Origin of the sequence: Kitasatospora sp. NPDC088134 (assembly GCF_044741705.1) — a bacterium.
Taxonomy (GTDB): Bacteria; Actinomycetota; Actinomycetes; order Streptomycetales; family Streptomycetaceae; genus Kitasatospora.
This window is the reverse complement of sequence record NZ_JBIUTD010000003.1, coordinates 95,327-120,302: the sequence shown is the minus strand read 5'-3', so window position 1 is coordinate 120,302 and position 24,976 is coordinate 95,327. Positions and strand designations below refer to the sequence as shown.

Genomic DNA, 24,976 nt, shown 5'->3' with positions numbered 1-24,976 from the left:
CCCGACCCGGTCGGCGGGGCCCGGTACGGTGGCCGGGTCCCGTCCGAGGTGCGGGCGGGCGCGTGGAAGGGGGGCCGCCGTGGAGGCCGTGCCGCTGATCTTCACCAGCGGGTGGGCGAGCGGGATCAACGCCTACGCCGTGGTGCTGCTGCTGGGCCTGTTCGGGCGGTTCGGCGGCGCCGAGTCGGTCCCGCCGGTGCTGGAGCGCACCGACGTACTGATCGCCGCCGGGGTGCTGTTCCTCTGCGAGGCGGTGCTCGACAAGATCCCGTACGTGGACAGCGTCTGGGACGTGGTGCACACCTTCGTCCGCCCGGTCGCGGGCGCCACGGTGGGCGCGCTGCTGGCGGCGCACGACCCGGGCTCGCTGGGCGAGGTCGCGGCGGGCGCGGTCGGCGGCGCGACGGCGCTGCTCAGCCACGGCGTCAAGGCGGGCCTGCGGATGGCGGTGAACACCTCCCCCGAACCGGCCTCGAACATCGTGGTCAGCCTGGGCGAGGACCTCTCGGTGGCGGGCCTGGTCACCCTGGCGGTCTTCCACCCCTGGCTGGCGGCCTCGGTGTCGGCGGTCCTGCTGGCCCTCGGACTCCTGCTGGTCTGGTTCGCGGTCTCCCGCATCCGCCGCTTCTGGCTCCGCCGCCGCGAACGCCGCCTCTCCCGGGCGGCCGCCGCAGCCTGAGCCCCGGCCCGCGGCAGCCGCACCGGCCACAGGCCCCGCACCCTCCGGCGCGGGCGGCAGCCGTCGTGCGGGCACCCCCTCCACCGCAGGACCCATTCCCCCGCCAGAGGCGCCCTTCCCGGCCTCGGGCAGCCCGGGCGCAGGCCCCGCCCTCCCGCACCGGCCCGGTTCCCCGGCCGGCCCGGCCGCCCCGCCTGCCCCGCCTGCCCCGCCTGCCCCGCCGGAGGCGCCGTTCCCGGCCTCGGGCAGCCGCCGTGCGGGCACCCCCTAGGATCTTCTGCCATGGCTCGGATCATCGTCGTCGGCGCAGGTATGGGCGGTCTCGCGGCCGCGTCCAGGTTGGCCACCCTCGGGCACCGGGTGACGGTGCTGGAGGCCACCGGGACCCACGGCGGCCAGGTGGGGGCGTACCGGCGGGACGGCTTCGGGTTCGACACCGGGCCGGGCCTGCTCGCGCTGCCCGCCGTCTACCGGGACCTCGCGCTGAAGACCGGTCGGGAGCCGCTGGAGCAGCTGGTCGGGCTGCGGCCGGTCGACCCGGAGAGCCGGCACCTGTTCCCGGACGGCACCGAGCTGGTGCTGCCGAACGCCTCCCGGGGCGGGGTCGGCCAGGCGCTGGACGCCGCGTTCGGCGCGGGCACCGGTGAGCGCTGGGGCGCGCTGGTGAACCGGGGCCGCACCGTCTGGGAGGCCACCCGCCGTCCGCTGCTGGAGGAGCCCCGGCCGGCCGTCGACCCGGCCGACCCGTACCCGGTGCCGCCGCGCCGCGGCCTGTCCCGGCTGCTGCCGCGCGGCCGGCCCACCCTGGCCGACGCCGCCCGCGAGCTCGGCGGCGGGCCGGGCCCGGCCGCGCTGCTCGCCGAGTACGCGCTGCGGTACGGCCTGGACCCGCGGACCGCGCCCGCCTCGGCGACGGTGCTGCCGTACATGGAGCAGTCCTTCGGCGTCTGGTACGTCGACGGCGGTCTGCGGGCGCTCGCCGACGCGGTGTTCGCGCGCTGCGGGGAGCGCGGCGTCGAGTTCCGCTTCGACACGCCCGTGCGCGCCCTGGAGACCGTCGCCGACGGCCGGGTCACCGGCGTCCGCACCGACGACGGGGTGCTGCCCGCCGACGCGGTGCTCTCCGCCGTCCCCGGCCTGGGCTTCCCGGAGCCCGCCGCGCCCGCGCCCGGCCGCTGCACCGTGCTGCTCGCCCTGGACGGGGCCCGCCCGGCCGGCACCGCGCACCGCACCGTCGTGCACGCCGCGGACGGTGCCGCCGAGGCCCGCGCGGTCTTCACCGACGGCACGCTGCCCGAGCGGCCGACCGTCCAACTGCTGCGCCCCGACGACCCCTCGCTGGTGCCGGGCCCGGACGCGGAGGCCGCCGTGCTGACCGTCACGGTGCCCGGCGGGCCCGCCCCGGCCACCGCCGAACTGGACGCCTGGGTCGACCGGTTGCTCTCCCACCTGGCCGCCGCCGGGCTCGACCTGCGCCCGCGCCTGCGCTGGCGGGAGACCCGCTGGACGCCCGCCGTCCCGGTGCCCTCGCTGGCCGGGGGGCGGCTCGCCACCGCCAACGAGCCCGGCCCGGCGGGCCTGTACCTGATCGGCGCGCACGCCCACCCCGGCGGCGGCCTGGCCCGGGTCGGGATGTCCGCCTCGATCACCGCGGGCCTGCTCGGCCCGGCCTGACGGTGCGTCAGTACTGCTGCTGGTAGTACCAGTTCTGCTGCTGTTGCTGGTCCTGGGCCGGGCCCGGCTGCTCGGGGATGTACGGCTGCTGCTGCGGGTACTGGTACTGCTGCTGGCCGTACGGGTCCTGGTAGCCGGGCTGCGCGTACGGGTCCTGGTACTGGTAGACCGGCTGGCCGTACTGGTCGTAGCCGATCAGCTGCGGCTGCGCGACCCACTGCTGCGGCTGGACGTACTCCTGCTGGACGTACCCCTGCTGGACGACCGGCGCCTCCTCGTACACGCCCGCGTCCAGCTCCTGGAACTCCTGGTACGCGTACGGCAGTTCGTCGAGCGGCTGGTCCTCGACCGGCCCGACCTCGCCGACCGGCTCCACCGCGGCGGCCTCCTCGGCCACCACCGCGGCCCCGCCGGTCGCGGCCGCCAGCAGCGGCACCCGGGCCAGCGGACCGGGCAGGCTCCCGTCGGCCCGGCGCAGCGACCGGCCGACCGGGCGGCCGCGCTTCACCGAGGCGGTCACCATCGCCTGCCCCACCGCGAAGGCGCCCGCGCCCACCGCTATCACCGCCACCGAGGACATCGCCATCCCCAGCACCACGCCCAGGAACCCGCCCAGCGCCACCGCCCGCCAGTGCAACGCGGCCCGGTTCTGCAACAGCAACTCGGCCGTCAGCCAGACCGCGACCACCCCCAGCGCGCCATAGAGGAGCAGGTACCCGACGCCCATCCCGCCACCTCCGTCACCGCACAGTTGCGGGCGACTGTACAGCCTCCGGCCGAACACCACCTCATCCCCGACCGCCCCGCCACCCGGCAGCCCCCACCCCGGCCCAGAGCCACCGCCAACCCCAAGCCGGGGCCCCCTCAACACCCGGCCGCAGGCCGCCCCCGATCAGCCCACCGCAGGCGAAACCCCCGCCCACCGAGCCCACGACGCCCGCCGCAGACCGGGGCAACCCACACCGCACCCGGCCGCAGGCCGAAGGCTCCTGCCCCCGACCAGCCCGCCGCAGGCGAAATCCCAGCCCCGCCGGAAGCACCGACCGCCAAACCCAGGGCGCCCACCGCAGAGCGAGCATCCATCGCCCCCACCGGCCCGCCGGAGGCGAAACCCTCCACCCCAGCTGCCCGCCGCAGGCCGGGGCGCCCGCAACAGCCGGCCGCGGGCCGAACACCCCTCGCCCCGATCAGCCCGCCGCAGGCGAAACCCCCGGAAGCCCGCCGCAGGCGGGGTCAACGCTGGTGGAGGCCCAGGTTCTGGTAGATCTCCAGGGTGGAGGTGGAGTGGTTGAGGGTGATGAAGTGCAGGCCCGGGGCGCCCTCCGCGAGGAGCCTTTCGGCCATGGCCGTCGCGTGTTCCAGGCCCACCGCGCGGACGGCGGCCGGGTCTTCGGCGGCGGCTTCGAGGCGGCGCCGGAACTCGGGCGGGAAGTCCGAGCCGCAGAGCTGCGGGAAGCGCACCAGCTGGCGGATGTTGGTGACCGGCATGATCTCCGGGATGATCGGCGTCGCGCAGCCGGCCGCGGCGACCCGGTCGCGCAGCCGCAGGTAGTCCTCGACCTCGAAGAACATCTGGGTGATGGCGTAGTCCGCGCCGGCCCGGCACTTGGCGACGAAGTGCCGGATGTCCTCGTCCCAGTTCTCGGAGCGCGGGTGCATCTGCGGGAACGCGGCCACCCCGACGCAGAAGTCGCCGATGCCCTTGATGAGTTCGACCAACTGGTAGGCGTAGTCGACGCCCTCGGGGTGCCGGACCCACTCGCCCATCGGGTCGCCGGGCGGGTCGCCGCGCACCGCGAGGACGTTGCGCACGCCCTGGTCCGCGTACTGGCCGATGATGTTGCGCAGTTCGGCGGTCGAGTGGTCGACGGCGGTGAGGTGGGCGACCGGCGTCAGCGTCGTCTCGGTGGCGATCCGGCCGACCAGGTCGACGGTGCGGCCGCGCGAGGAGCCGCCCGCGCCGTAGGTCATGCAGACGAAGTTCGGTTCCAGGCACTCGACCCGGCGGATCGCGTCCCAGAGCTTGCGCTCGCCCTCCTCGCCGCGGGGCGGCATGAACTCGAAGGAGAAGGAGCGGTCGCCTGCCGCCAGCAGGTCGCGCACGGTCTGTGCGCGGTCGCTTCTGGTGGAGGGAATGCCGAGTGCCATGCAGGCAGGTTAGCCGTCGGCGGCGCGGCCCGGACAAACGGCGTCCAGCCCGTGAGACACCGGATGAGATCCCGCCACTCCCCCGCCGAACTGCCCGAACAGCTGGACGAACGACCGGGCGAACGGCTGGACGGGGCGCGGGCGGGCCCGACGGCGGGCCGGGGCACCCGATCGGGCGCGTTAGTCTGACTGTCAGCCCACGATCCGGAGTTCCAGGTGCCCTCCTCCATCCGCCTTCCCCGCAACCCCGTCGACGCGGAGGACGTGCGCGACCGCGTCAACACCGCGCTCGGCACCTTCATGGCCGAGCGGACCGCCCTGCTCTCCGGCATCTCCGACCAGCTCGGGCCGGTCGCCGACGCGCTGCGCGACTTCCTGCTGGACGGCGGCAAGCGGCTGCGGCCCGCGTTCTGCTACTGGGGCTGGCGGGCGGCCGGCGGCGCGGCCGACGACCCCGGCATCGAACGGGCGGCCGCCGCGCTGGAACTGCTGCAGGCGAGCGCCCTGGTGCACGACGACCTGATGGACCGCAGCGACACCCGCCGCGGCCTGCCCGCCGTCCACCGCCGCTTCGAGAACCTGCACCGGGCCAGCGGCTGGCGCGGCGACCGCGAGCAGTACGGGACCTCGGCCGCCGTGCTGCTCGGCGACCTGCTGCTGATCTGGTGCGACGAGCTGTTCCACCGCTCGGGGCTGTCGGCGGCGGCCGTCTCGGCCGCGAAGCCGGCCTTCGACCTGATGCGCACCGAGGTGATGCTCGGTCAGTACCTGGACGTGCTGGAGCCGGTCGCCGGGGACTCCGCCGACGCCGGGGCGCTCGACCGGGCCCGGACGGTGCTGCACTACAAGTCGGCGAAGTACACCATCGAGCGGCCGCTCCAGGTCGGCGCGCTGCTGGCCGGTGCCGGCCCCGACCTGGTGGACGCCCTGGGCGCGTTCGGCCTGCCGCTCGGCGAGGCGTTCCAGCTCCGCGACGACCTGCTCGGCGTCTTCGGCGACCCGGCCGTCACCGGCAAGCCCGCCGGGGACGACCTGCGCGAGGGCAAGCGCACCCTGCTGGTCGCCCACGCGATGCGCGGCCTCTCCCCCGCCGACGCCCGCCGCCTGGACACCCGGCTCGGCGCCCCGGACCTCACCCCGGACGAGATCGCCGACCTGGGCGCGCTGATCACCCGCAGCGGCGCCCCGGCCGCCGTCGAGGCCCGGATCGACGCGCTGCTGGCCGAGTCGATGGCCGCGCTGGCCGCCGCCCCGCTCGCGGACGCCGCCGCCCGCGCGGCGCTCGGGGCGCTGGCCGACGCGGCGACCGTCCGCACGTACTGACCGCGGCCTCAGGCCGCCGGACGGCGCCACCAGCGGCGCGTGGCCAGGGCCGCCAGCGCCGCCCCGGCCGCGTTCAGCAGCACGTCGTCGACCGAGGAGACCCGGTCCAGCCGCAGCACGTACTGGGCGGTCTCCACCAGCACCGAGCAGGCCGCGCCGAGCGCCAGCACCCGCCACACCGAGGCGAGCGCGGCGAACCGGACCGGGACGAGGGCGCCGAGCGCGGCGAACACCAGCAGGTTGCCGACGATCTGCGCCACCGCGGTGGCGGGCGGCCCGGCGGCGACGATCTCCGCGAGGTCGTGCAGCGGCACCAGGTTGACCCGGCGGCGCGGACCGCCCGGGTCGGCGCCCGGCAGCAGGATCATCCACACCCACGGCACCGTCCCGTAGACCGTGCCGACCTCGGCCAGCGCCGAACGCCGCGCCCACCCGGGCTGGACCCCGGCCGCCCGCCGCCGCGCGGCCAGCGCCCGCGCCGTCAGCGCGGCCAACGGCAGGGCGGCCACGGTCAGGAACACGATGCCGTTGGCCGTCCCCGTCCAGCCGTGCCACCCGGCGTGGTGCAGCGGCCGCTGGGCGAGGAAGGCGACGGCCGCCGCCCCGAGCAGTACGGGGGCGAGCAGCACGATCCGGCGGGCCCGGCGGGCGGGCGTGGCGATGGACTCCATGCCTGCACGGAGTGCGGTCGGGAACCGTGCGGTTCCCGACCGGGCGGCCTACCGCAGCCGGCGGGCCAGTTCGGCCGCCGCCGCGCCCGGGTCCTCGGCGGCGGTGATCGCGCGGACCACCACGACCCGGGTCGCGCCCGCGTCCAGGACCTGCTGGAGGTTGCCGAGGTCGACGCCGCCGATGGCGAACCAGGGGCGTTCCGGCCGGGCCGCGGCGGCGTACCGGACCAGGTCGAGCCCGGGCGCGTGGCGGCCGGGCTTGGTGGGGGTGGGCCAGACCGGGCCGGTGCAGAAGTAGTCGACGCCGGGTTCGGCGATCGCGGTGTCGACCTCGTCCTCGGCGTGGCAGGAGCGCCCGATCAGCACGTCCTCGCCGAGGATCCGGCGGGCGACGGGCACCGGCAGGTCGTCCTGGCCGAGGTGCAGCACGTCGGGCCGGGCACCGTACGCGACGTCGGCCCGGTCGTTGACGGCGAGCAGCTTGCCGTGCCGGCGCGCGGCGTCCGCGAAGACCTCCAGGTACGCCAGCTCCTGCTTGGCCTCCAGGCCCTTGTCGCGGAGCTGGACGATGTCGACACCGCCCGCCAGCACCGCGTCCAGGAACTCCGGCAGGTCGCCCTGCGCGCGGCGGGCGTCGGTGCAGAGGTAGAGCCGCGCGTCGGCGAGCCGCTGACGGGCCGTCGGCCGGGCAGTCACAGGGCCAGGGCCTGGGCGCGGCGCTTGACCTCGGTGCCGCGGTTCTCGCGCAGGGCCTGGATCGGGGTGCCGGGGAGGGACGCGTCCTCGGTGAACATCCACTCCAGGATCTCCTCGTCGGAGAAGCCGCAGTCGCGGAGCACCGTGAGGGTGCTGGCCAGGTGCTTGACCAGGCCGTCGTCCTCGATGAAGTCGGCGGGCACCTGCAGGGAGTTGTTCTCGCCGCGCCGGACCGCCAGCAGGGTGCGGGCGCGCACCATGTCGCGGATCTCGGTGATCACCACCCCCCAGCGCTCGGCGATGTCGGGGAGGTACACCCACGCGGGGACCAGGGCGTCAGTCTTGGGATCAATCGTGCTCACGGCCCCAGCCTACCCAGGTGCTAGCCCACGGCCGCCTTCAGCGGGACGGCCGGGTCGGCGGCGCGGGCCGGGTCGAGCACCGTAGCGCGCTCGATCAGCCGCCGCCCCTGGGCCAGGTCGCGCGGCCGGTCGACGGCGAGCACCGCGACCGGCGCGCCCGCGCGCAGCCAGAGCACCGTCCAGGCGGGGTCGGACGGGGAGCCGCGCCAGAGCAGGTGGTCGGCCCCGGCGTGCCGGCCGGCGTACTGGACGGTGCGGCCGAACTGCTCGGACCAGAAGTACGGGACGGGGTCGTAGGGGGCGTCCAGGGTGCCGAGCACGGAGGCGGCGACGGCGCCGCCGGAGTGCAGGGCGTGGTCCCAGTGCTGGACGGCGATCCGGGCGCCGCCGAGCCGGGCGGAGGGGTAGGAGACGCAGTCGCCGGCCGCCCAGACGCCGGGCAGCGCGGTGCGCAGCCGGTCGTCGACGGGGACGGTGCCCTCGGGGTCGAGGGCGAGCGGGCCGCCGGTGAGCCAGTCGGTGGCGGGGCGGGCGCCGATGCCGACCACCACCTCGTCGGCGGGCAGGTGGGTGCCGTCGGCGAGCAGCACCCCGCCGTCGGCGGCCCCGGCGACGGTGGCACCGCAGCGCAGGTCGACCCCGGCGGCGGCGTACCAGTCGGCCATCAGGGCGCCGAGTTCGGCGGGCAGCGCGCCGGCCAGCGGGGTCGCGGCGGCCTCGACCACGGTGACCTCGCAGCCGAGGGCGCGGGCGACGGTGGCGGTCTCGGCGCCGATCCAGCCCGCGCCGACCAGCACGACCCTCCGCCCGGGGGCGAGCGCGGCGCGCAGGGCCAGGGCGTCGTCGACGGTGCGCAGGGTGCGGGCGCCGGGCAGGCCGGGGAGGGTGCGCGGCTCGGCGCCGGTGGCGATCACCAGGGCCTGGTACGGGAGTTCGCCGCCGTCGGTGTGCAGCAGGCCGGGGTCCAGGCCGGTGGCGCGGCGGCCGGGCAGGAGGTCGACGTCCAGGCCGGCCCAGTCGATCTCGAAGGCGGTGCTGTCGGCCTTGCCGAGCAGGACGTCCTTGGAGAGCGGGGGGCGGTCGTAGGGCGGGTGGGGTTCGTCGCCGAGCAGGGCGATCGGGCCCCGCCAGCCGCCCTGCCGCAGGTTCAGCGCGGCCTGCGCGCCCGCCATGCCCGCTCCGACCACGACGGCCCGGTCCGTTGTCCTCAGCTCAGCCACGGCGCCCACCCTACCGAGCGGGGCCCGCCGCAGGCAGGCGTCCTCAGGCCGGAATCGGGCCGGAATCGGCGCGGCGTTAAGGTGGAGGGGAGTCACTTGATCACGGGAGCCCGGCGCACCGGGCTGAGAGGCGGGCTGCGGCGGCCCGCGACCGTCCGAACCTGATCCGGGTCATGCCGGCGAAGGGAGAAGAAGCCGCTGTGGCACATTCCGACGTGCTCGTGGTCGGCGGGGGGATCATCGGGCTGGGCGTGGCCTGGCGCGCCGCGCAGCGCGGCCTGTCGGTCGCGGTGGCGGACCCGTCGCCGGGCGGCGGGGCGGCGCAGGTCGCCGCGGGGATGCTCGCCCCGGTGACCGAACTGCAGTACGGCGAGGAGCCGTTGCTGCGGCTGGGCATGGTGTCCAACCGGCGGTACGCGGCCTTCGCGGCCGAGCTGACCGAGCTGACGGGGCTGGACACCGGCTACCGGGCGACCGGCACCCTGGCGGTGGCGCTGGATGCCGACGACCGGGCCGAGCTGCGTGAACTGCACGCCTTCCAGGCCCGGTTGGGCCTGTCCTCGGAGTGGCTGACCGGCCGCGAGTGCCGCCGGCTGGAGCCGATGCTGGCCCCGGGCGTGCGCGGCGGCCTGCACGTCGCCGACGACCACCAGGTGGACGGCCGCCGGCTGGCCGCCGCGCTGGTGGCGGCCTGCGAGCGGCTCGGGGTGGCCTTCCACCGGGCCGCGGCCGCCGAGCTGCTGACCACCGCCGGGCGGGCCGGGGAGGTCCGGGCCACCGGCGTCCGGCTGTCGACCGGCGTCGAGCTGTCCGCCGGGTGCACGGTGCTGGCCGCGGGCGCCCGCAGCCACCTGCTGCCGGGCCTGCCGGCCGGGGTACTGCCGGCGATCCGCCCGGTCAAGGGCCAGGTGCTGCGGCTGCGGGTGCCGCCCCGGTACGCGCCCTTCCTGTCCCGCAACGTCCGCGCGGTGGTGCGCGGGCAGCACATCTACCTGGTGCCGCGCGCCGACGGCGAGCTGGTGGTCGGCGCGACCACCGAGGAGCAGGGCCACGACACCACCGTGACGGCCGGCGGGGTCTACGAGCTGCTCCGGGACGCCCACGAACTGGTGCCCGGGATCACCGAGTTGGAGCTGGCGGAGACGGGCGCGGGGCTGCGCCCGGGCTCCCCCGACAACGCACCGCTGCTCGGCCCGACCGCGCTGCCCGGGCTGGCCGCCGCCACCGGGCACCACCGCAACGGCGTGCTGCTCACCCCGGTCACCGCCGACCTGCTCGCCGACTACCTGGCCACCGGCGAACTGCCCGCCCTGGCCGCCGACTTCACCCCCCACCGCTTCCGCACCGAGGTCCCCGCATGAACCCCATCACGCTGACCGTCAACGGCGAGCCGCGCACGCTGCCCGCCGCCACCACCCTCGACACCGTGGTCGCCGAGGTGTCGGCCGCCCCCACCGGGATCGCCGCCGCTGTCAACGAGGCGGTGGTGCCGCGCAGTTCGTGGTCCGGCACGGTGCTCGGCGCGGGCGACCGGGTCGAGATCCTCACCGCCGTCCAGGGGGGCTGACCGATGGCCGAGGACGTGCTCACCATCGCCGGCACCGCGTTCGGCTCCCGGCTGATCATGGGCACCGGCGGCGCCCCCAGCCTGGAGGTGCTGGAGCAGGCCCTGCTGGCCTCCGGCACCGAGCTGACCACGGTGGCGATGCGCCGGGTGGACACCGCCACCCAGGGGTCGGTGCTGGACGTGCTGACCCGCAACGGCATCCGGGTACTGCCGAACACGGCCGGCTGCTACACCGCGGGCGAGGCCGTGCTGACCGCCCGACTGGCCCGCGAGGCGCTCGGCACGGACTGGGTCAAGCTGGAGGTGATCGCCGACGAGCGGACCCTGCTGCCCGACCCGATCGAGCTGCTGGACGCCGCCGAGACCCTGGTGGACGACGGCTTCACCGTGCTGCCGTACACCAACGACGACCCGGTGCTGGCCCGCAAGCTGGAGGACGTCGGCTGCGCGGCGATCATGCCGCTGGGCTCGCCGATCGGCTCCGGCCTGGGCATCCGCAACCCGCACAACTTCCAGCTGATCGTGGAGGCCGCCAACGTCCCGGTGGTGCTGGACGCGGGCGCGGGCACCGCCAGCGACGTCGCGCTGGCGATGGAGCTGGGCTGCTCGGCGGTGATGCTGGCCTCCGCCGTCACCCGGGCCCAGGAGCCGGTGCTGATGGCCGCCTCGATGCGGCTGGCCGTCGAGGCGGGCCGCCTCGCCCACCGGGCCGGCCGCATCCCGCGCCGCTACTACGCCGAGGCGTCCTCCCCCGTCGCCGGCCTCGCCGACACCCGCGAGCGCCCCGCGTTCTGACCCCCGCCGAACCGCCCGGCCCCTCCGGCGCGTCCTCGCCCCCGGAGGGGATGCGGATGGGGACGGACGGACGCGCCGGCGGGGACCTCGCGGCGGCGGCGCTGTGGTGGGGCCCGGTGCTGCTGCTGGACGGGTGGCTGCTGGTGCGGACCGGCGGCCGGGTCGGCGTGCTGCTGGTCCCGGTGCTGCTCGGCGCCGCGATCGGGGCAGCGGCCGCCCGCGCCGGCACGCCCCCGGCCGTCCGGCTCCGCCGGTCCGGTCTCGGCGCGCTGCTCGCGCACGGCCTGCTGCTGGCCGCGCTGCTCACCGCCCTGACCCTGCACCCGCCGCGCGTCCTGTGGTGAGCCGCCCGACACCCGCCCCCTCCCGGCCCGGGAACCGCCCGGCCCCTACACTCCTCTGGTGGACATGACCATCGACGATCCCCTGTACGGCGTGCTGCTGGACGGCCGCTACCGGGTCGAGCAGCGGATCGCCGTCGGTGGCATGTCGACGGTCTACCGGGGCACCGACACCCGGCTGGACCGGACGGTCGCGCTGAAGGTGATGCACCCCTCGCTGGTGGGGGACGCCGACTTCACGGCCCGTTTCATCCGGGAGGCGAAGGCGGTGGCCCGGCTGGCGCACCCGAACGTGGTGAACGTGCTGGACCAGGGCGCCGACCCGCACGCGGTGTTCATGGCGATGGAGTACGTCCCCGGCCGGAACCTGCGCGACGTGCTGCGCGACCGCGGGGCGCTGTCGGTGCGGGCCGCGCTGGACGTGCTGGAACCGGTGCTGGCGGCGCTGGGCGCGGCGCACCGGGCCGGGCTGGTGCACCGGGACGTCAAGCCGGAGAACGTGCTGATCACCGACAACGGCCTGGTGAAGGTCGCCGACTTCGGCCTGGTCCGGCTGCTGACCGGCCAGGACAACGGCTCCAGCACCACCCAGGCGGGCCAACTGCTGGGCACCGTCTCCTACTTGGCGCCGGAGCAGATCCGCCGGGACGTCGACACCGACCAGCGGGTGGACGTCTACGCGGCGGGCATCCTGCTGTACGAGACGCTGACCGGCGCGAAGCCGCACACCGGCGAGAACGCCGCCCAGGTGATGTACCGCCACCTGCACGAGGACGTCCCGGCGCCGTCGCTGACCGCGCCCGCGGTGGGCCCGGAGCTGGACGCGATAGTGGCGGCGGCGACCGCCCGCGACCCGCAGGCCCGGCCGTGGGACGCGGTGGAGCTGCTGGCCGCGCTGCAGCGGGCCCGCCGGGCACTGCCCGCCGCGCGGCTGGACGCGGAGCCGCCGGCCTCGAACCGGCCGACCCCGCAGTTCAACCCGGGCGAGGCGACGGCGGTGATCCCGACCCCGGGCGGCCTGGAGCGCACCAGCGTGCTGGAGGTCCCGCCGGAGCTGCTGCTGCCGCCCCGCCCGCCGGTGGCGGACGCCGCCCCGGGCCGCCGGGCCGCGCGCCGGGCCGCCCGGCCACCGCGCGGCCGCAAGCCGCTGATCTGGTCGGCGGTGCTGGTGGCGCTGGTGCTGGTGGTCGGCGGGGTGACGTACACGCTGTCGAGCGCGGTGTACGCGACGGTGCCGAGCGTGCTGGGGCAGAGCCGGGACCAGGCCTCGGCGACGCTGGACAAGCAGGGCCTGCACGGGGCGTTCAGCGAGCAGTTCAGCGAGTCGGTGCAGGCCGGCCAGGTGATCTCGACCGACCCGGGGGTGGGCGCGAAGGTCCGCAAGAGCGACGACGTCCGGGTGGTGCTCTCCCGGGGCCCGGAGCGGGTCGCCGTCCCGGAGCTGGCGGGCCGCCCGCAGGCGGAGGCCGCGAAGGCGCTGGCGGACGCCCGGCTGACGGCGGGCGCCGTCACCGAGCAGTTCAGCGACGCGGTGCCGAAGGGCGCCGTGATCGCCGCCGACCCGCCGGCCGGCGGGCGGCTGTCGCCGAACTCGCCGGTGGCGCTGACCGTCTCCAAGGGCATGCACCTGGTGCCGGACGTCGGCGGGATGAGCAAGGAGGACGCCGTCCAGGCGCTCCAGGCCGAGGGCTTCACCGCGCAGATCGCCGGCCTGATCCCGCTCGGCAAGGTGACCGGCCAGTCCCCGGCGGCGGGGACGCCGCGCCCGCAGAAGTCCGCGGTGACCATCACCGTCAGCCTGTTCTGACCGCCCCCGTTCCGACCGTCCCCCCGGGGGCCTCAGCGCAGCGGGCCCTCGCCGGGCTGCTCCTGGTAGGAGTAGCGCTGCTCGCGCCAGGGGTCGGCGAGGTTGTGGTAGCCGCGCTCCTCCCAGAAGCCGCGGCGGTCGGCGCGCATGTACTCGACGGCGCGCACCCACTTGGGGCCCTTCCAGGCGTACAGCCGGGGCACCACCAGCCGGACCGGGAAGCCGTGTTCGAGGGTGAGCGGTTCGCCGTCGTGGTGGGTGGCGAACACGGTGTCCGGGTCGGCGAGGTCGGCGAGCCGCAGGTTGGCGCTGTAGCCGTACTCGGCCCAGACCATCACGTGGGTGACGGCCGGGTCGGGCGGCACCAGGTCGAGGACGGTCTGCCCGGCGACGCCGCTCCACTCGTTGTCGAGCATGGAGAACCTGGTGACGCAGTGGAAGTCGCCGCGCACGGTGGTCCGGGGCAGCGCGTGGAAGGCGGCGAAGTCCCAGCTGGTCTTCTCCGCGTCGGCGGTGGCGCCGAACACCTGGAAGTCCCAGCTCTGCGGCTTGAACCGGGGCACCGGGCCGTAGTGCAGGACGGGCCAGCCGAGCTGTCGGCGCTGGCCCGGGGGGAGCCTCGGATCGGACGGCGGCGGTTCCGATGCGTGCTGACCCATGCCCCCATGGTGACAGACGGCGGACGCGGAACTGCGCGCGCCCCCACCGCGCGCCCCCACCGGAAATCCCGCCCGCCGGAGGGGGGCAACACGGCGCGAATCCGCGCAGGCGTTCGGGTGAGATACCTCCGAATGGCCCAATTCGCCCAACATACTCGCAGGTCAGCGCGGTGCGGGCGACCGAAAAACACCCGTTCCGGTGCCGTCTGTAAGCGTGAACTTACTGGAAGCGCACCGGTTCAACTGCCACGATGCGGGCAACCGGGCACCCACCGGAAATTACCCGTACGGAAGGCAGGCCATGCAGGGCGATCCCGAGGTCATCGAGTTCCTCAACGAGCAGCTGACCGCCGAGCTGACCGCGATCAACCAGTACTTCCTGCACGCGAAGATGCAGGAGAACTTCGGCTGGACCAAGCTCGCCAAGTACACCCGGCACGAGTCCTTCGACGAGATGAAGCACGCCGAGGTGCTGACCGACCGGATCCTGTTCCTGGAGGGCCTGCCGAACTACCAGCGGCTGTTCCACGTCCGGATCGGGCAGACCGTGAAGGAGATGTTCGAGGCCGACCGGCAGGTCGAGGTCGAGGCGATCGACCGCCTGAAGCGGGGCATCGTGGTGATGCGCGCCAAGAACGACGTCACCTCGGCGAACATCTTCGAGAGCATCCTCGCCGACGAGGAGCACCACATCGACTACCTCGACACCCAGCTGGAGCTGGTGGAGAAGCTCGGCGAGGCGCTGTACATCGCGCAGCTGATCGAGCAGCCCGAGAGCAGCTGAACCCGGGAACAGCTGAACCCGGGAACGGCCGGGCAGCGCCCGGTCAGGCGGCCCGCGGGGCGCCCGGGTCGGGCTCGGCCAGGCCGAGCCGCGCGGCCAGCCGGGCCGTCGGGCAGGGGCGGGCGCCGTGCTCGCCGAGCAGGGCCTGGATCCGCCGCACACAGGAGCCGCAGTCGGTGCCGGCCTTGCAGCCCTGGGCTATCTGCCGCGGCGTGCTCGCGCCCGCGTCGATCTCCTGCTTGACCTGGGCCTCGGTGACCGCGTGGCACATGCACACGTACATGTGCGGCCCCTTCCACGGTTGGTGCGGTTTACTGAGCCTTACCTTACCCGCTGCTCCGGGTACGAAAAAGGCCCCTCCGTCCCGGATCGCCGGGAAGCGGAGGGGCCTTCGTCACATCGGGCCCGGCTACCTCACTGGCCGCGGTACATCTCGGCGACCAGGAAGGCCAGGTCCAGCGACTGGCTGCGGTTGAGCCGCGGGTCGCAGGCCGTCTCGTAGCGCTGGTGCAGGTCGTCGACCAGCACCTCGTCGCCGCCGCCGACGCACTCGGTGACGTCGTCGCCGGTCAGCTCGACGTGGATGCCGCCCGGGTGGGTGCCGAGCGCGCGGTGCACCTCGAAGAAGCCCCGGACCTCGTCCAGCACGTCGTCGAAGCGGCGGGTCTTGTGGCCGCTGGACGCCTCGAAGGTGTTGCCGTGCATCGGGTCGGTGATCCACACCACCTGGGCGCCGGAGGCGGTGACCTTCTCCACCAGGGTGGGCAGGTGTTCGCGGATCTTGCCCGCGCCCATCCGGGTGATGAAGGTGAGCCGGCCCGGCTCGCGCTCCGGGTCGAGGCGGTCGATCAGGGTCAGCGCGTCGTCGACCGTGGTGGTCGGGCCGAGCTTGACGCCGATCGGGTTGCGGATCTTGGACGCGAACTCGATGTGCGCGTGGTCGAGCTGCCGGGTGCGCTCGCCGATCCACACCATGTGGCCGGAGACGTCGTACAGCTCGCCGGTGCGCGAGTCGGTGCGGGTCAGCGCCGTCTCGTAGTCCAGGATCAGCGCCTCGTGCGAGGAGAAGAACTCGACCGTCCGGAACTCCTCCGGGGCCACCCCGCAGGCGTTCATGAAGGCCAGCGCCTGGTCGATCTCCCGGGCCAGCTGCTCGTAGCGCTGCCCCGCCGGGGAGTTGCGCACGAAGTCCTGGTTCCAGGCGTGCACCTGGCGCAGGTCGGCGTAGCCGCCGGTGGTGAAGGCGCGCACCAGGTTGAGCGTCGCCGCGGAGGCGTTGTACATCCGCTTCAGGCGCTCCGGGTCCGGGATCCGGGACTCGGGGGTGAACTCGAAGCCGTTGACCGAGTCGCCGCGGTACACCGGCAGGGTGACGCCGTCCCGGGTCTCGGTGTTCTTCGAGCGCGGCTTGGAGTACTGGCCGGCGATCCGGCCGACCTTCACCACCGGCACCGAGGCCGCGTAGGTGAGCACCGCGGCCATCTGGAGCAGGGTCTTCAGCTTGTTGCGGATCTGGTCGGCCGACACGGCGTCGAACGCCTCGGCGCAGTCACCGCCCTGGAGCAGGAAGGCCTCACCGCGCGCCACGGCAGCGAGCCGGGCGCGCAGCTGGTCGCACTCGCCGGCGAAGACGAGCGGCGGATAGGAGGCCAGCTCCGCAAGGGTCTTGCGCAGAGCCTCTTGATCCGGCCATTCGGGCTGCTGCGCCGCGGGCAGGGACTGCCAGGAGTGGTTAGTCACGGTCACAGGGGCAAGGCTACGGGGTGCGTCGAGCGGATTGCGGCTTCCGCCCGCTGGGTGAGACGAGTCGTGGACAACTCCCCGGGCCGCCCGCGGGTGGGCTAGGGTCTCCCCCGTGACCGCGCCGCACACCTTCTCCTGGTGGTGGGCCAGCCCGTTGGGCGGCCCACGGATCGCGCGTCCCTAGCTGACGAACGACGGCCGCCCCTCGGGGCGGCCGTCGGCGCGTGTGTGCAGCGTCACGGCCCTCCCGGAGCCGGCGGAACCCCCGCAGCAACTCCCGGAAGGAACACCGCAGTCGTGACCACCACCCGCACCGCCGACCTGCTCGCCCGGCTCACCGCGCCCGGCGCCCCGGCCTTCGCCCTGCTGCACCGCCGCGCGCCGCGGCTGGCTCCGGACACCGTCGAGCTGCTGCTCGGCACCGTCTCCGACCACGAGACCCTGGCCGACCTGCCGGTCCGCACCGGCGTCCCGGCCGGCGGCCCGCGGCACGACCTGCTGGCGCTCGTCCCGTACGCGCAGCTCCGCGAGCGCGGCTTCGCGGCCCGCCAGGACGGCACCCCGCTGCGGGCGCTGGCCGTCGAGGAGCAGTACGCGCTGCCGCTGGCCGAGGTGCTGGCGGCGCTCCCCGACGCGCCGGTGGAGCTGCGCGGCGGGGAGTTCGACCTCGGCGACGAGGAGTACGCGGGCATCGTCCGGCGGGTGATCGAGGACGAGATCGGGCGCGGCGAGGGCGCCAACTTCGTGATCCGGCGCGACTTCCGGGCCGAGCTGGCCGGGTACTCCACCGCCACCGCGCTGACCCTGTTCCACCGCCTGCTGGCGCACGAGCGGGGCGCCTACTGGACCTTCCTGGTGCACACCGGCGACCGGGTGCTGGTCGGCGCCTCCCCGGAGGTCCACGTCCGGCAGTCCGGCGGCACCGTGGTGATGAACCCGATCTCCGGCACCTACCGCTACCCGGCCACCGGCCCCACCGCCGAGTCGCTGCTCGCCTTCCTGCGCGACCCGAAGGAGTTGGAGGAGCTGACCATGGTGGTCGACGAGGAGCTGAAGATGATGTGCGCGGTCGGCGACCTCGGCGGGCAGGTGCTCGGCCCCCGGCTGAAGGAGATGTCGCACCTCGCGCACACCGAGTACGAACTGCGCGGCCGCACCTCGCTGGACGTCCGCGAGGTGCTCCGGGAGACGATGTTCGCCGCCACCGTCACCGGCAGCCCGGTGCAGAACGCCACCCGGGTGATCGACCGGTACGAGCGCGGCGGGCGCGGCTACTACTCGGGCGCGCTCGCGCTGATCGGCCGCTCGGCCGGCGGCGGCCAGCAGCTGGACTCGCCGATCTGCATCCGGGCCGCCGACATCGACCCCGCGGACGGCTCGCTGGTGGTCCGGGTCGGCGCCACCCTGGTCCGGCACTCCGACCCGCACTCCGAGGTCGCCGAGACGCACGCCAAGGCGGCCGGGGTGCTGGCCGCGATCGGCGCCCGCCCGGCCCGGCCCGGTGGGGCGAACGCGCCCCGGCCCCGGCTCGGCGAGGACCACCGGGTGCAGGCCGCGCTGGACGCCCGCCGGGCCGGCCTGGCCCCGTTCTGGCTGCGGATGCAGCAGCCCGCCGCGCCGCTCGGCGCCGAGGCGCACGTGCTGGTGGTCGACGGCGAGGACACCTTCACCGCGATGCTGGGCCACCTGCTGCGCTCGCTCGGCCACACCGTCGAGGTGCTCCGCCACGACCTGCCCGGCCTGCGCGCGCGGGTCGCCGCGCACCCCGGCCCGCTGGTGCTCGGCCCCGGCCCCGGCGACCCCGCCGACCCGGCCGACGCCAAGATGGCGCGGCTGCGCCCGATCGCCGCCGACGCGCTGGCCGCGGTCCGCTCCGGCGCCCGCACCGCGCCGCTGCTCGCGGTCTGCCTCGGCCACCAGCTGCTGTCGGCGCAACTCGGCCTGCCGCTGGCCCGCAAGGCCGTGCCGTACCAGGGCGCCCAGGAGACGGTCGACCTGTTCGGCACCCGGCGGACCGTCGGCTTCTACAACACCTTCACCGCCCGCTGCGACGACGCGACGGCCGCCCGGCTGGCCGCCGAGGGCGTCGAGCTGGCCCGGGACGCCGCCACCGGCGACGTGCACGCCCTGCGCGGCCCGGGCTTCGCCGGCCTCCAGTTCCACCCCGAGTCGGTGCTCACCCGCGAGGGGGTGGAGATCGTCGCCGACCTGCTGCGCACCGTCGCGGCGGCCCGGCCCTGACGGGCCGTCAGCCCAGTTCCTCGTCCAGGCCCTGCTCGATGGCGTAGCGCACCAGCTCCACCCGGTTGTGGAGCTGGAGCTTGCCCAGGGTGTTCTGGACGTGGTTCTGCACGGTGCGGTGCGAGAGCACCAGGCGGTCGGCGATCTGCCGGTACGACAGGCCCTTGGCGACCAGCCGCAGCACCTCGGTCTCCCGGGGGGTGAGCTGCGGGGCGGCGGGCCGGGCGGGGGTGCCGGGCTCGGTGGCCAGCCGGCGGAACTCACCGAGCACCAGGCCCGCCAGGCCGGGGGTGAACACCGGGTCGCCGGCCGCGGTGCGGCGGACGGCGTCGAGCAGTTCCTCCCGACCGGCCGACTTCAGCAGGTAGCCGGTCGCACCGGCCTTCACCGCCTCCAGCACGTCGGCGTGCTCGCCGCTCGCGGACAGCACCAGCACCCGCACCGCCGGGTCGGCGGCCACCACCCGGCGGCACACCTCCGCACCGGGCAGCGCGGGCAGGTTGAGGTCGAGCAGCACCACCTCCGGGCCGCTGGCCCGGGCCCGGCGGACCGCCTCCTCGCCGTCCCCGGCGGTGGCGACCACCGCGAACCCGGCCTCGGCCAGGTCCCGGGCCACGCCCTCGCGCCACATCGGGTGGTCGTCGACCACCATCACCCGGACGGTCCGGTCCTCCGTCACGCGCCCCTCCTCGGCCATCGCAGTTCCACCTCGACGCCCTCCCCGGGCACCGAGTACAGCTCGGCGGTGCCGCCGAGGTCGAGCATCCGGCCGCGGATCGACTGGGCCACCCCGAGCCGTCCGTCGGCCTGCGCCTGGGCGAGCCGCCCGGCCGGGAAGCCGGGGCCGTCGTCGCGGACCGAGACGGTGACCGCCTCCGGTTCGTCCTCGACCAGGACCCAGGCCCGGGCGCCCTCCCCCGCGTGCCGGCGGACGTTGTCCAGCGCGGCGGCGGCCGCCGCGGCCAGCTCGGCCGCCACCGGGCCGGGCAGCAGCACCGGCGTGGCGGGCGCGGAGACGGTGATCCGCTCGTCGGCGTGCCGGGCCAGCAGCGCCCGCAGGTCCGCCTCGGCGGCGTCCTGCTCGGGCAGCCGGGCGCCGGTCATCAGGGCCCGCAGCGCCCGCTCCTGCTCGCCGGCCAGCCGGCCCAGCTCGGCGGCGTCGCCCTGCTGGCGGTGAACGAGCGCGAGCACCTGCAGGACGCCGTCGTGGATGTCCCGGGACAGCCGCTCGCGCTCCCGGGTGGCGGCCTCCACCTGGAGCGCCCGGGTGAGCACCGCCTCGCTGGCCCGGGCCAGTTCGATGACGTAGCCGATCGCGCAGCCCGCGACCAGCAGCAGCACGATGTTGTGCACGTTGTCGGCGCTGATCCCGCCGTGGCCGAGGATGTTGGCGGCGCCGATCAGGCCGCCGGCGAACGCGGCGGCCCGCCAGCCGCCCTTGCCGGCGAAGCCCAGCACGGTGCCGGCCGCCCAGATGGTCGGCAGGGTGGGCGCGCCGGCGTGTATCCGGGCGGCGGTGTCGGCGAAGCCGCTCAGCCCGATGCCGGTCAGGGCGAACGCCAGGTCGGTGCCGAGCACCGGCCAGGTGCAGCGGTCCGGCCCGGCGAAGGCCCGGGTGGAGGCCAGCGTCCACAGCGTCAGCGCGCCGAGGAAGATCCAGCCGGAGACCGGGTGCCGGAACTCGTGGAAGGAAGCCAGGTAGCGCAGCACCGCGTAGGACAGCGCGAGCACCCGGAAGTAGCCCATGGCGCGCCACAGCGGCAGCTCGACCGACATGCCGCCGGCCGCGACCGCGGCGGGCGCCGCCGGCGTCCTGGTGCCGACCGCTCCGCTGCCCGGCACGGCGACGGCTCCGCGCTGCTCCACCCGCACGCCCCCCTGACGGCCGCTCAGGCCCCGGTGTCCTTCTCCTGGTCCGCCGCCCGCCCGGCGGCCGCCTCCTTCTCGGCGGCCTCCTTCTCGGCGGCCCGGTCGGCCTTCTGCTGGGCCTTGCGGTCGGCGTCCGCGGCCTTCTTCTCGTCCGCGAGCTGCCGCTTGGCGGCGGTCGCGTAGATGTCGACGTACTCCTGGCCGGACAGCCGCATGATCTCGTACATCACCTCGTCGGTGACCGAGCGCAGGATGAACCGGTCGTTCTCCATGCCCTGGTAGCGGGAGAAGTCCAGCGGGCGGCCGATCCGGATGCCGGGCCGGACGCCGAAGTTGGGCATCACCTGGCCGGGCGGCTGGACCTTCTCGGTGTCGATCATCGCGACCGGGATCACCGGGGCGCCGGTGGCCAGCGCGACCCGGGCCAGGCCGCCGACCTTGCCGCGGTACAGCTTGCCGTCGGGCGAGCGGGTGCCCTCCGGGTAGACGCCGAAGATCTCGCCGCGCTCGATCACCGCGATGCCGCTGCGGATCGCCGCCTCGCCGGCGCCGCGGGCGCCCGAGCGGTCCACCGGCAGCTGGCCGACGCCCTTGAAGAACGCGGCGGTCAGCCGGCCCTTGAGGCCCGGGGTGGTGAAGTACTCGGCCTTGGCGATGAAGGTCACCCGGCGCTTGAGCAGCGCGGGCAGGAAGAACGAGTCCGAGAAGGACAGGTGGTTGCTGGCGAGGATGGCCGGACCCTCGTCCGGGATGTTCTCCTCGCCCTCCATCCACGGCCGGAAGAAGATCCGCAGCAGCGGTGCGACGATCATCTTCATCAGTCGGTAGAACAACCGGGGCCTCCTGTTGTGCGGACCGGACGATCGTAATGCCTGCGCCCGCCGCCCCGTGCACCGGCGAACCGTGCGCGCCCGTACCGGGCCTCTGTACGGGGCATCCTGCCCGTGGGACCATCGAGCCACCCTCACCTGCCCGCACCTCCAGGAGTCCTGCATGCCGCTGTTGCCGGGAGCCGAGCCGTTCCGCCGTCCGGGCGGGCCGGTCGGCGTGCTGCTGGTCCACGGTTTCACCGGTTCCCCGCAGTCCATGCGGCCCTGGGCCGAGCACCTGGCGGAGGCCGGGCTGGCGGTCTCGGTGCCGCTGCTGCCCGGCCACGGCACCCGCTGGCAGGACCTCCAGCCGACCCGCTGGGAGGACTGGTACGCCACCGTCGAGACCGCCTTCGAGGAACTCGCCGCCGGGTGCGAGCAGGTCTTCGTCGGCGCGCTGTCGATGGGCTGCGCGCTGACCCTGGAGCTGGCCCGGCGGCACGGCGACCGGATCTCCGGACTGGTGCTCGTCAACCCCTCGGTGCGTTCCGACAACCCCGGGACGGTGCTTCTTCCGGTGCTCCGGCACCTGCTGCCGACGCTGCCCGGGGTGGCCGGCGACATCGCCCTGCCGGGCGCGGTCGAGGTCGGCTACGACCGGGTGCCGCTGCACGCCGCCTGGTCGCTGGCCCGGCTGTGGAAGACCGTCCAGCAGGGAATGCCGGCGGTCACCCAGCCGGTTCTGCTGTTGCACAGTCCGCAGGACCACGTCGTCTCGCCGCGCAACTCGGCGACGGTGCTCGCCCGGATATCCTCGACCGATGTGACGGAGCTGCTGCTGGAGCGCAGCTACCACGTGGCCACGCTGGACCACGACGCCGGTCTGATCCTCGGGGCGAGCCTCGACTTCGTCCGGCGGCTGGCCCCGGCAGCGGCGGTCGATGCCGGGAACCACTCGGGCTGAAAGGCCGAATGTGAACGAGACCAGCAAGGCGAACGACGACGAGGACCTGCCCCGCGACGGCGCGGCGCCCACCGACTCCCCCGCCGAGGCCCCGGAGGCCGCGCCCGAACCGGCCCCGCGCCGCCCCGCCGCGGGCAGCCAGGCCGAGCAGGACGCGATCTTCGCGGCGCTGGTCGCCCAGTTCGACGACCCGGTGGACCTGACCGACCCGGCCTGGCCGGAGATCGAGAACCTGCGCGCGCAGCACGAGCGCCCCGCCCGGCCGGCCGCCGGCCCCGGCCTCAACAGCCTGGGCGCGCTCGGCGACTTCACCCCCCGGCCGGTGCCCCGTCCCGAGGACGGCCGGAACTACTCGCTGGCCGAGGACGAGGACGAGGGCCACTTCGTCCCGCCGGAGCCCCCGCCGCTGCCGGCCGCCGACACCACCGCCAAGTTCGCCTGGCTGGCGGTGCTCGGCGGGCCCGCGCTGCTGCTGTTCGACGCCGTGGTCTGGCGCGAGGTCTCCGGCTGGCCCGCCTGGGTGGGCTTCCTGGCCTTCCTCGGCGGCTTCGGCACCCTGGTGTCCCGGATGAAGGACCGCGACGAGGACGAGCCGGAGGACCCGGGCGGCGGCGCGGTCGTCTGAACTCCCCTGCCGCGCCCGGGTCGTTACGGGGCGGGGATGCGCAGCGCGGCCAGCACCGGCAGGTGGTCGGTGGCCGCCCGCAGGTCCGCCTCGGTGACGCCCGGCAGCGGGTACGGCACCCCGCAGCCCAGCACCTCGATGTCCGGGGTGGCGAACACGCCGTCGATCCGCTGGTAGGGCTCCTTCGGCACCGAGGTGAACGTCCCGCCCCACGGGGCCTTCGCGTGCGCGTCGGTCAGTTCCTCGGCCAGCGCGCGCCAACCGGGGCCGTCCGGGTGCTCGTTGAAGTCGCCGGCGATCACCCCCGGCTCGCCGTCGCGGAGTTGACGGCGCAACAGGCCGAACTGCCGCAGCCGCTCGGCGGGTTCGAGGCTCAGGTGGCAGCTGGTCACCGAGAACGGGCGCGATCCGCCGATCCGCAGCAGGGCACCGGCGAAGCCGCGGGCGTGCAGTCCGCGGGTCTTCGGCAGCAGGGTGTCGCGCAGTTCCAGGACGTCCACCCGCATCCGGCCCAGCAGCAGCGGCCCGGCCGAGACCCGGCCGCCGCCGGCCAGGATCACCAGACCGGTCTTGTGCGCCAGCCAGGCCGCCGCCTTCTCGGTCTTCCAGTACCGGGGCGACTCCTGCACGCACACCACGTCCGGATCGCAGGCCCGGATCACCCGGGCCAGCGCGACCCGGTCGTCCCGCAGCGACCGCACGTTGTAACTCAGCACCCGTACCCGCCGCGCCCCGTCCGGCTCCACCCCGGAGGACGCCAACGCAACCTCAGTGTCCGTCACCTGACCGACAGTAACAGGGCGGTCGGGCGGGCGGGCACCGGAGCGCGGGGAACGGCAGGATCGCGCCGCGGACGGCGAGTTGCCGCCACGACGCGATCTCCCGGACGGGGCTCAGATCCGGGCGAGGTCCGCCGCGCCCGCGATGCCGGAGGCCGAACCCATGGACGCCAGCACGACGTTGGCGCGGGGCCGGGCCGGGCCGCCGGTCAGGTAGCGCTCGAAGCTCGCGGCGACCGGGTCGAGCAGCAGGCTCCCGGAGTCGGAGACGCCGCCGCCGAGGACGAAGACGGCCGGGTCGAAGAGCGCGGCCAGGTCGGCCATGCCGCGGCCGAGCCAGTCGGCGAGTTCCGCGTAGCAGGAGAGCGCCAGCGGGTCGCCCTCCTCGGCGGCCTCGGTGATGTGGATGCCGCGGATGGTCTCGGCCACGCCGTCGTTGAGTTCGAGCATCCGCTTGCCGGCGATCGGGTCGGCGGCGGCGCGCTCGCGCCCGTAGCGGCGCAGCGCCCGCCCGGAGCCGTACTGCTCCCAGCAGCCGTGGCCGCCGCAGCCGCAGTCGAGGCCGTCGGGGACCATGTTGAGGTGGCCGATCTCACCGGCCACGCCGAAGCGGCCGCGGTGCAGCCGGCCGTCGAGGACGATGCCGCCGCCGATGCCGGTGCCGACGGTGATCAGGACCATGTCCTGGTAGTCGGCGGCGGCGCCGAACCGGAACTCGGCCCAGGCGGCGCAGTTGGCGTCGTTCTCGACGACGGTGGGCAGGCCGGTGAGCTCCTCGACGCGCTGCTTGAGGGGCTCGTTCTCCCAGGCGATGTTGGGGGCCATCAGGACGGTGGAGCGGTCGCTGTCGACGAAGCCGGGGGCGCCAACGCCGACGGCCGCGGCGCCGGGGAACTGCTCCTTCAACTCCCGTACGCCCTGGGCGATCGCGTCGACCGCCCACTGCGGGTCGGCCGGGGTGGGCACCCGGGTCTTGGCCAGAATCTCGCCGGACTCGTCGACGACGCCTGCTGCGATCTTGGTCCCGCCGACGTCCACGCCGATGGTCAGAGCCATGTGTCCCTCAGCTATTCACTCGTTCCCGCTCAGCGGAGACGGTACCCGCTGAGGGGCGCCCGCGTATACAGTCCGGCGTACATTATCCGAAGGCATTTCCCGGTGGACTGGTCATGGTGCCTTCATAAGTCATATCGACAGTACCATTCGGTAATGCAGTGAAG

Annotated in this window: 26 protein-coding genes and 1 riboswitch; of the genes, 12 read left to right on the top strand and 14 right to left on the bottom strand. The window is 75.1% G+C overall.

Annotated features, from left to right (window positions below; translation table 11 throughout):
- Window positions 1–79 precede the first annotated feature (79 nt).
- Window positions 80–679 (top strand): DUF4126 domain-containing protein, encoded by a 600-nt coding sequence (locus ACIOHG_RS06375; RefSeq protein ID WP_400946003.1) that lies wholly within the window; start codon window positions 80–82, stop codon window positions 677–679.
- A 282-nt stretch (window positions 680–961) separates the two neighbouring features.
- On the top strand, window positions 962–2,353 hold the full coding sequence (locus ACIOHG_RS06370) for a phytoene desaturase family protein (RefSeq protein ID WP_400946001.1): 1,392 nt from the start codon (window positions 962–964) through the stop codon (window positions 2,351–2,353).
- Between the two features lie 7 nt (window positions 2,354–2,360).
- Here the strand turns inward: ACIOHG_RS06370 and ACIOHG_RS06365 are convergent, their stop codons facing one another.
- Window positions 2,361–3,080, bottom strand: a complete 720-nt coding sequence (locus tag ACIOHG_RS06365; RefSeq protein WP_400945999.1) for a hypothetical protein — start codon at window positions 3,078–3,080, stop codon at window positions 2,361–2,363.
- A 506-nt stretch (window positions 3,081–3,586) separates the two neighbouring features.
- Window positions 3,587–4,501, bottom strand: coding sequence for a methylenetetrahydrofolate reductase [NAD(P)H] (gene metF, locus ACIOHG_RS06360; protein ID WP_400945997.1), 915 nt, complete (start codon window positions 4,499–4,501; stop codon window positions 3,587–3,589).
- Between the two features lie 216 nt (window positions 4,502–4,717).
- Between metF and ACIOHG_RS06355 the strand changes: the two genes are divergently transcribed.
- Entirely contained in the window at window positions 4,718–5,824 is a 1,107-nt protein-coding gene (locus ACIOHG_RS06355; RefSeq protein WP_400945995.1) for a polyprenyl synthetase family protein, read from the top strand.
- Between the two features lie 8 nt (window positions 5,825–5,832).
- Here ACIOHG_RS06355 and ACIOHG_RS06350 read toward each other — a convergent pair whose 3' ends face one another.
- The 4 genes from ACIOHG_RS06350 to ACIOHG_RS06335 are packed head-to-tail and all read right to left on the bottom strand — an operon-like array spanning window position 5,833 to window position 8,782.
- Complete coding sequence (locus tag ACIOHG_RS06350; protein ID WP_400945992.1) at window positions 5,833–6,495, bottom strand: VanZ family protein; 663 nt, start codon at window positions 6,493–6,495, stop codon at window positions 5,833–5,835.
- A gap of 48 nt (window positions 6,496–6,543) precedes the next feature.
- A complete protein-coding gene (gene thiE / locus ACIOHG_RS06345; RefSeq protein WP_400945990.1) occupies window positions 6,544–7,191 on the bottom strand; it encodes a thiamine phosphate synthase in 648 nt (215 codons plus the stop codon).
- Complete coding sequence (locus tag ACIOHG_RS06340; protein WP_400945988.1) at window positions 7,188–7,553, bottom strand: Rv2175c family DNA-binding protein; 366 nt, start codon at window positions 7,551–7,553, stop codon at window positions 7,188–7,190. Before ACIOHG_RS06340 ends, thiE begins: the two co-directional genes overlap by 4 nt.
- Window positions 7,554–7,573: 20 nt before the next feature.
- Window positions 7,574–8,782, bottom strand: a complete 1,209-nt coding sequence (locus ACIOHG_RS06335; protein ID WP_400945986.1) for an NAD(P)/FAD-dependent oxidoreductase — start codon at window positions 8,780–8,782, stop codon at window positions 7,574–7,576.
- Between the two features lie 83 nt (window positions 8,783–8,865).
- Window positions 8,866–8,978: riboswitch (TPP riboswitch) on the top strand.
- Here ACIOHG_RS06335 and thiO point away from each other — a divergent pair.
- The 5 genes from thiO (at window position 8,947) to pknB (ending at window position 13,283) form a co-directional block, all read left to right on the top strand.
- Window positions 8,947–10,134 (top strand): glycine oxidase ThiO, encoded by a 1,188-nt coding sequence (gene thiO / locus ACIOHG_RS06330; RefSeq protein WP_400945984.1) that lies wholly within the window; start codon window positions 8,947–8,949, stop codon window positions 10,132–10,134. It overlaps the preceding riboswitch by 32 nt.
- Window positions 10,131–10,340: a sulfur carrier protein ThiS gene (gene thiS / locus ACIOHG_RS06325; RefSeq protein ID WP_400945981.1), complete on the top strand. Its 210-nt coding sequence runs from the start codon at window positions 10,131–10,133 to the stop codon at window positions 10,338–10,340. Before thiO ends, thiS begins: the two co-directional genes overlap by 4 nt.
- Window positions 10,341–10,343: 3 nt before the next feature.
- On the top strand, window positions 10,344–11,135 hold the full coding sequence (locus ACIOHG_RS06320; protein ID WP_400945979.1) for a thiazole synthase: 792 nt from the start codon (window positions 10,344–10,346) through the stop codon (window positions 11,133–11,135).
- 56 nt (window positions 11,136–11,191) lie between these two features.
- Entirely contained in the window at window positions 11,192–11,479 is a 288-nt protein-coding gene (locus tag ACIOHG_RS06315) for a hypothetical protein (protein ID WP_400945977.1), read from the top strand.
- Between the two features lie 64 nt (window positions 11,480–11,543).
- The gene (gene pknB / locus ACIOHG_RS06310; protein ID WP_400946680.1) at window positions 11,544–13,283 is read left to right on the top strand and encodes a Stk1 family PASTA domain-containing Ser/Thr kinase; all 1,740 of its coding nucleotides are present in this window, start codon (window positions 11,544–11,546) and stop codon (window positions 13,281–13,283) included.
- A 32-nt stretch (window positions 13,284–13,315) separates the two neighbouring features.
- Here the strand turns inward: pknB and ACIOHG_RS06305 are convergent, their stop codons facing one another.
- Window positions 13,316–13,942, bottom strand: a complete 627-nt coding sequence (locus tag ACIOHG_RS06305; protein ID WP_400945975.1) for a sulfite oxidase-like oxidoreductase — start codon at window positions 13,940–13,942, stop codon at window positions 13,316–13,318.
- 301 nt (window positions 13,943–14,243) lie between these two features.
- Between ACIOHG_RS06305 and bfr the strand changes: the two genes are divergently transcribed.
- Window positions 14,244–14,726, top strand: a complete 483-nt coding sequence (bfr, locus tag ACIOHG_RS06300; protein WP_400946678.1) for a bacterioferritin — start codon at window positions 14,244–14,246, stop codon at window positions 14,724–14,726.
- A gap of 43 nt (window positions 14,727–14,769) precedes the next feature.
- On the opposite strand, the gene ACIOHG_RS06295 is transcribed toward bfr, so the two are convergent.
- Both ACIOHG_RS06295 and ACIOHG_RS06290 read right to left on the bottom strand, forming a co-directional pair.
- The gene (locus ACIOHG_RS06295; protein ID WP_400945972.1) at window positions 14,770–15,009 is read right to left on the bottom strand and encodes a bacterioferritin-associated ferredoxin; all 240 of its coding nucleotides are present in this window, start codon (window positions 15,007–15,009) and stop codon (window positions 14,770–14,772) included.
- Window positions 15,010–15,140: 131 nt separating this feature from the next.
- Complete coding sequence (locus ACIOHG_RS06290) at window positions 15,141–16,472, bottom strand: class II 3-deoxy-7-phosphoheptulonate synthase (RefSeq protein WP_400710221.1); 1,332 nt, start codon at window positions 16,470–16,472, stop codon at window positions 15,141–15,143.
- A 294-nt stretch (window positions 16,473–16,766) separates the two neighbouring features.
- Between ACIOHG_RS06290 and ACIOHG_RS06285 the strand changes: the two genes are divergently transcribed.
- On the top strand, window positions 16,767–18,710 hold the full coding sequence (locus ACIOHG_RS06285) for an anthranilate synthase family protein (protein WP_400945970.1): 1,944 nt from the start codon (window positions 16,767–16,769) through the stop codon (window positions 18,708–18,710).
- Between the two features lie 7 nt (window positions 18,711–18,717).
- Here ACIOHG_RS06285 and ACIOHG_RS06280 read toward each other — a convergent pair whose 3' ends face one another.
- The 3 genes from ACIOHG_RS06280 to ACIOHG_RS06270 all read right to left on the bottom strand — a co-directional run bounded on the left by ACIOHG_RS06280 (window position 18,718) and on the right by ACIOHG_RS06270 (window position 21,397).
- Window positions 18,718–19,407 (bottom strand): response regulator, encoded by a 690-nt coding sequence (locus ACIOHG_RS06280; RefSeq protein ID WP_400945967.1) that lies wholly within the window; start codon window positions 19,405–19,407, stop codon window positions 18,718–18,720.
- On the bottom strand, window positions 19,386–20,486 hold the full coding sequence (gene macS / locus ACIOHG_RS06275; protein ID WP_400946675.1) for a MacS family sensor histidine kinase: 1,101 nt from the start codon (window positions 20,484–20,486) through the stop codon (window positions 19,386–19,388). The genes ACIOHG_RS06280 and macS overlap by 22 nt, the downstream gene beginning before the upstream one ends.
- 113 nt (window positions 20,487–20,599) lie before the next feature.
- Window positions 20,600–21,397 (bottom strand): lysophospholipid acyltransferase family protein, encoded by a 798-nt coding sequence (locus ACIOHG_RS06270; RefSeq protein ID WP_400946673.1) that lies wholly within the window; start codon window positions 21,395–21,397, stop codon window positions 20,600–20,602.
- 175 nt (window positions 21,398–21,572) lie between these two features.
- Between ACIOHG_RS06270 and ACIOHG_RS06265 the strand changes: the two genes are divergently transcribed.
- Window positions 21,573–22,352, top strand: coding sequence for an alpha/beta hydrolase (locus tag ACIOHG_RS06265; protein ID WP_400945965.1), 780 nt, complete (start codon window positions 21,573–21,575; stop codon window positions 22,350–22,352).
- Between the two features lie 10 nt (window positions 22,353–22,362).
- Window positions 22,363–22,977, top strand: a complete 615-nt coding sequence (locus ACIOHG_RS06260; RefSeq protein WP_400945963.1) for a hypothetical protein — start codon at window positions 22,363–22,365, stop codon at window positions 22,975–22,977.
- 23 nt (window positions 22,978–23,000) lie between these two features.
- Here the strand turns inward: ACIOHG_RS06260 and ACIOHG_RS06255 are convergent, their stop codons facing one another.
- Window positions 23,001–23,759, bottom strand: a complete 759-nt coding sequence (locus tag ACIOHG_RS06255) for an endonuclease/exonuclease/phosphatase family protein (RefSeq protein ID WP_400945961.1) — start codon at window positions 23,757–23,759, stop codon at window positions 23,001–23,003.
- A 111-nt stretch (window positions 23,760–23,870) separates the two neighbouring features.
- Window positions 23,871–24,812, bottom strand: a complete 942-nt coding sequence (locus ACIOHG_RS06250) for an ROK family glucokinase (RefSeq protein WP_400945958.1) — start codon at window positions 24,810–24,812, stop codon at window positions 23,871–23,873.
- Between the last annotated feature and the right edge of the window lie 164 nt (window positions 24,813–24,976).

Bases quoted from the DNA above. Each gene is read 5' to 3' on its own strand.
- bfr (WP_400946678.1), top strand. From the start codon at position 14,244: ATGCAGGGCGATCCCGAGGTCATCGAGTTCCTCAACGAGCAGCTGACC.
- ACIOHG_RS06295 (WP_400945972.1), bottom strand. From the start codon at position 15,009: ATGTACGTGTGCATGTGCCACGCGGTCACCGAGGCCCAGGTCAAGCAG.
- ACIOHG_RS06370 (WP_400946001.1), top strand. From the start codon at position 962: ATGGCTCGGATCATCGTCGTCGGCGCAGGTATGGGCGGTCTCGCGGCC.
- ACIOHG_RS06265 (WP_400945965.1), top strand. From the start codon at position 21,573: ATGCCGCTGTTGCCGGGAGCCGAGCCGTTCCGCCGTCCGGGCGGGCCG.
- metF (WP_400945997.1), bottom strand. From the start codon at position 4,501: ATGGCACTCGGCATTCCCTCCACCAGAAGCGACCGCGCACAGACCGTG.
- ACIOHG_RS06305 (WP_400945975.1), bottom strand. From the start codon at position 13,942: ATGGGTCAGCACGCATCGGAACCGCCGCCGTCCGATCCGAGGCTCCCC.
- ACIOHG_RS06365 (WP_400945999.1), bottom strand. From the start codon at position 3,080: ATGGGCGTCGGGTACCTGCTCCTCTATGGCGCGCTGGGGGTGGTCGCG.
- pknB (WP_400946680.1), top strand. From the start codon at position 11,544: ATGACCATCGACGATCCCCTGTACGGCGTGCTGCTGGACGGCCGCTAC.
- ACIOHG_RS06280 (WP_400945967.1), bottom strand. From the start codon at position 19,407: ATGGCCGAGGAGGGGCGCGTGACGGAGGACCGGACCGTCCGGGTGATG.
- ACIOHG_RS06250 (WP_400945958.1), bottom strand. From the start codon at position 24,812: ATGGCTCTGACCATCGGCGTGGACGTCGGCGGGACCAAGATCGCAGCA.
- ACIOHG_RS06270 (WP_400946673.1), bottom strand. From the start codon at position 21,397: ATGAAGATGATCGTCGCACCGCTGCTGCGGATCTTCTTCCGGCCGTGG.
- macS (WP_400946675.1), bottom strand. From the start codon at position 20,486: ATGTCGGTCGAGCTGCCGCTGTGGCGCGCCATGGGCTACTTCCGGGTG.
- ACIOHG_RS06320 (WP_400945979.1), top strand. From the start codon at position 10,344: ATGGCCGAGGACGTGCTCACCATCGCCGGCACCGCGTTCGGCTCCCGG.
- thiS (WP_400945981.1), top strand. From the start codon at position 10,131: ATGAACCCCATCACGCTGACCGTCAACGGCGAGCCGCGCACGCTGCCC.
- ACIOHG_RS06315 (WP_400945977.1), top strand. From the start codon at position 11,192: ATGGGGACGGACGGACGCGCCGGCGGGGACCTCGCGGCGGCGGCGCTG.
- thiO (WP_400945984.1), top strand. From the start codon at position 8,947: ATGCCGGCGAAGGGAGAAGAAGCCGCTGTGGCACATTCCGACGTGCTC.
- ACIOHG_RS06350 (WP_400945992.1), bottom strand. From the start codon at position 6,495: ATGGAGTCCATCGCCACGCCCGCCCGCCGGGCCCGCCGGATCGTGCTG.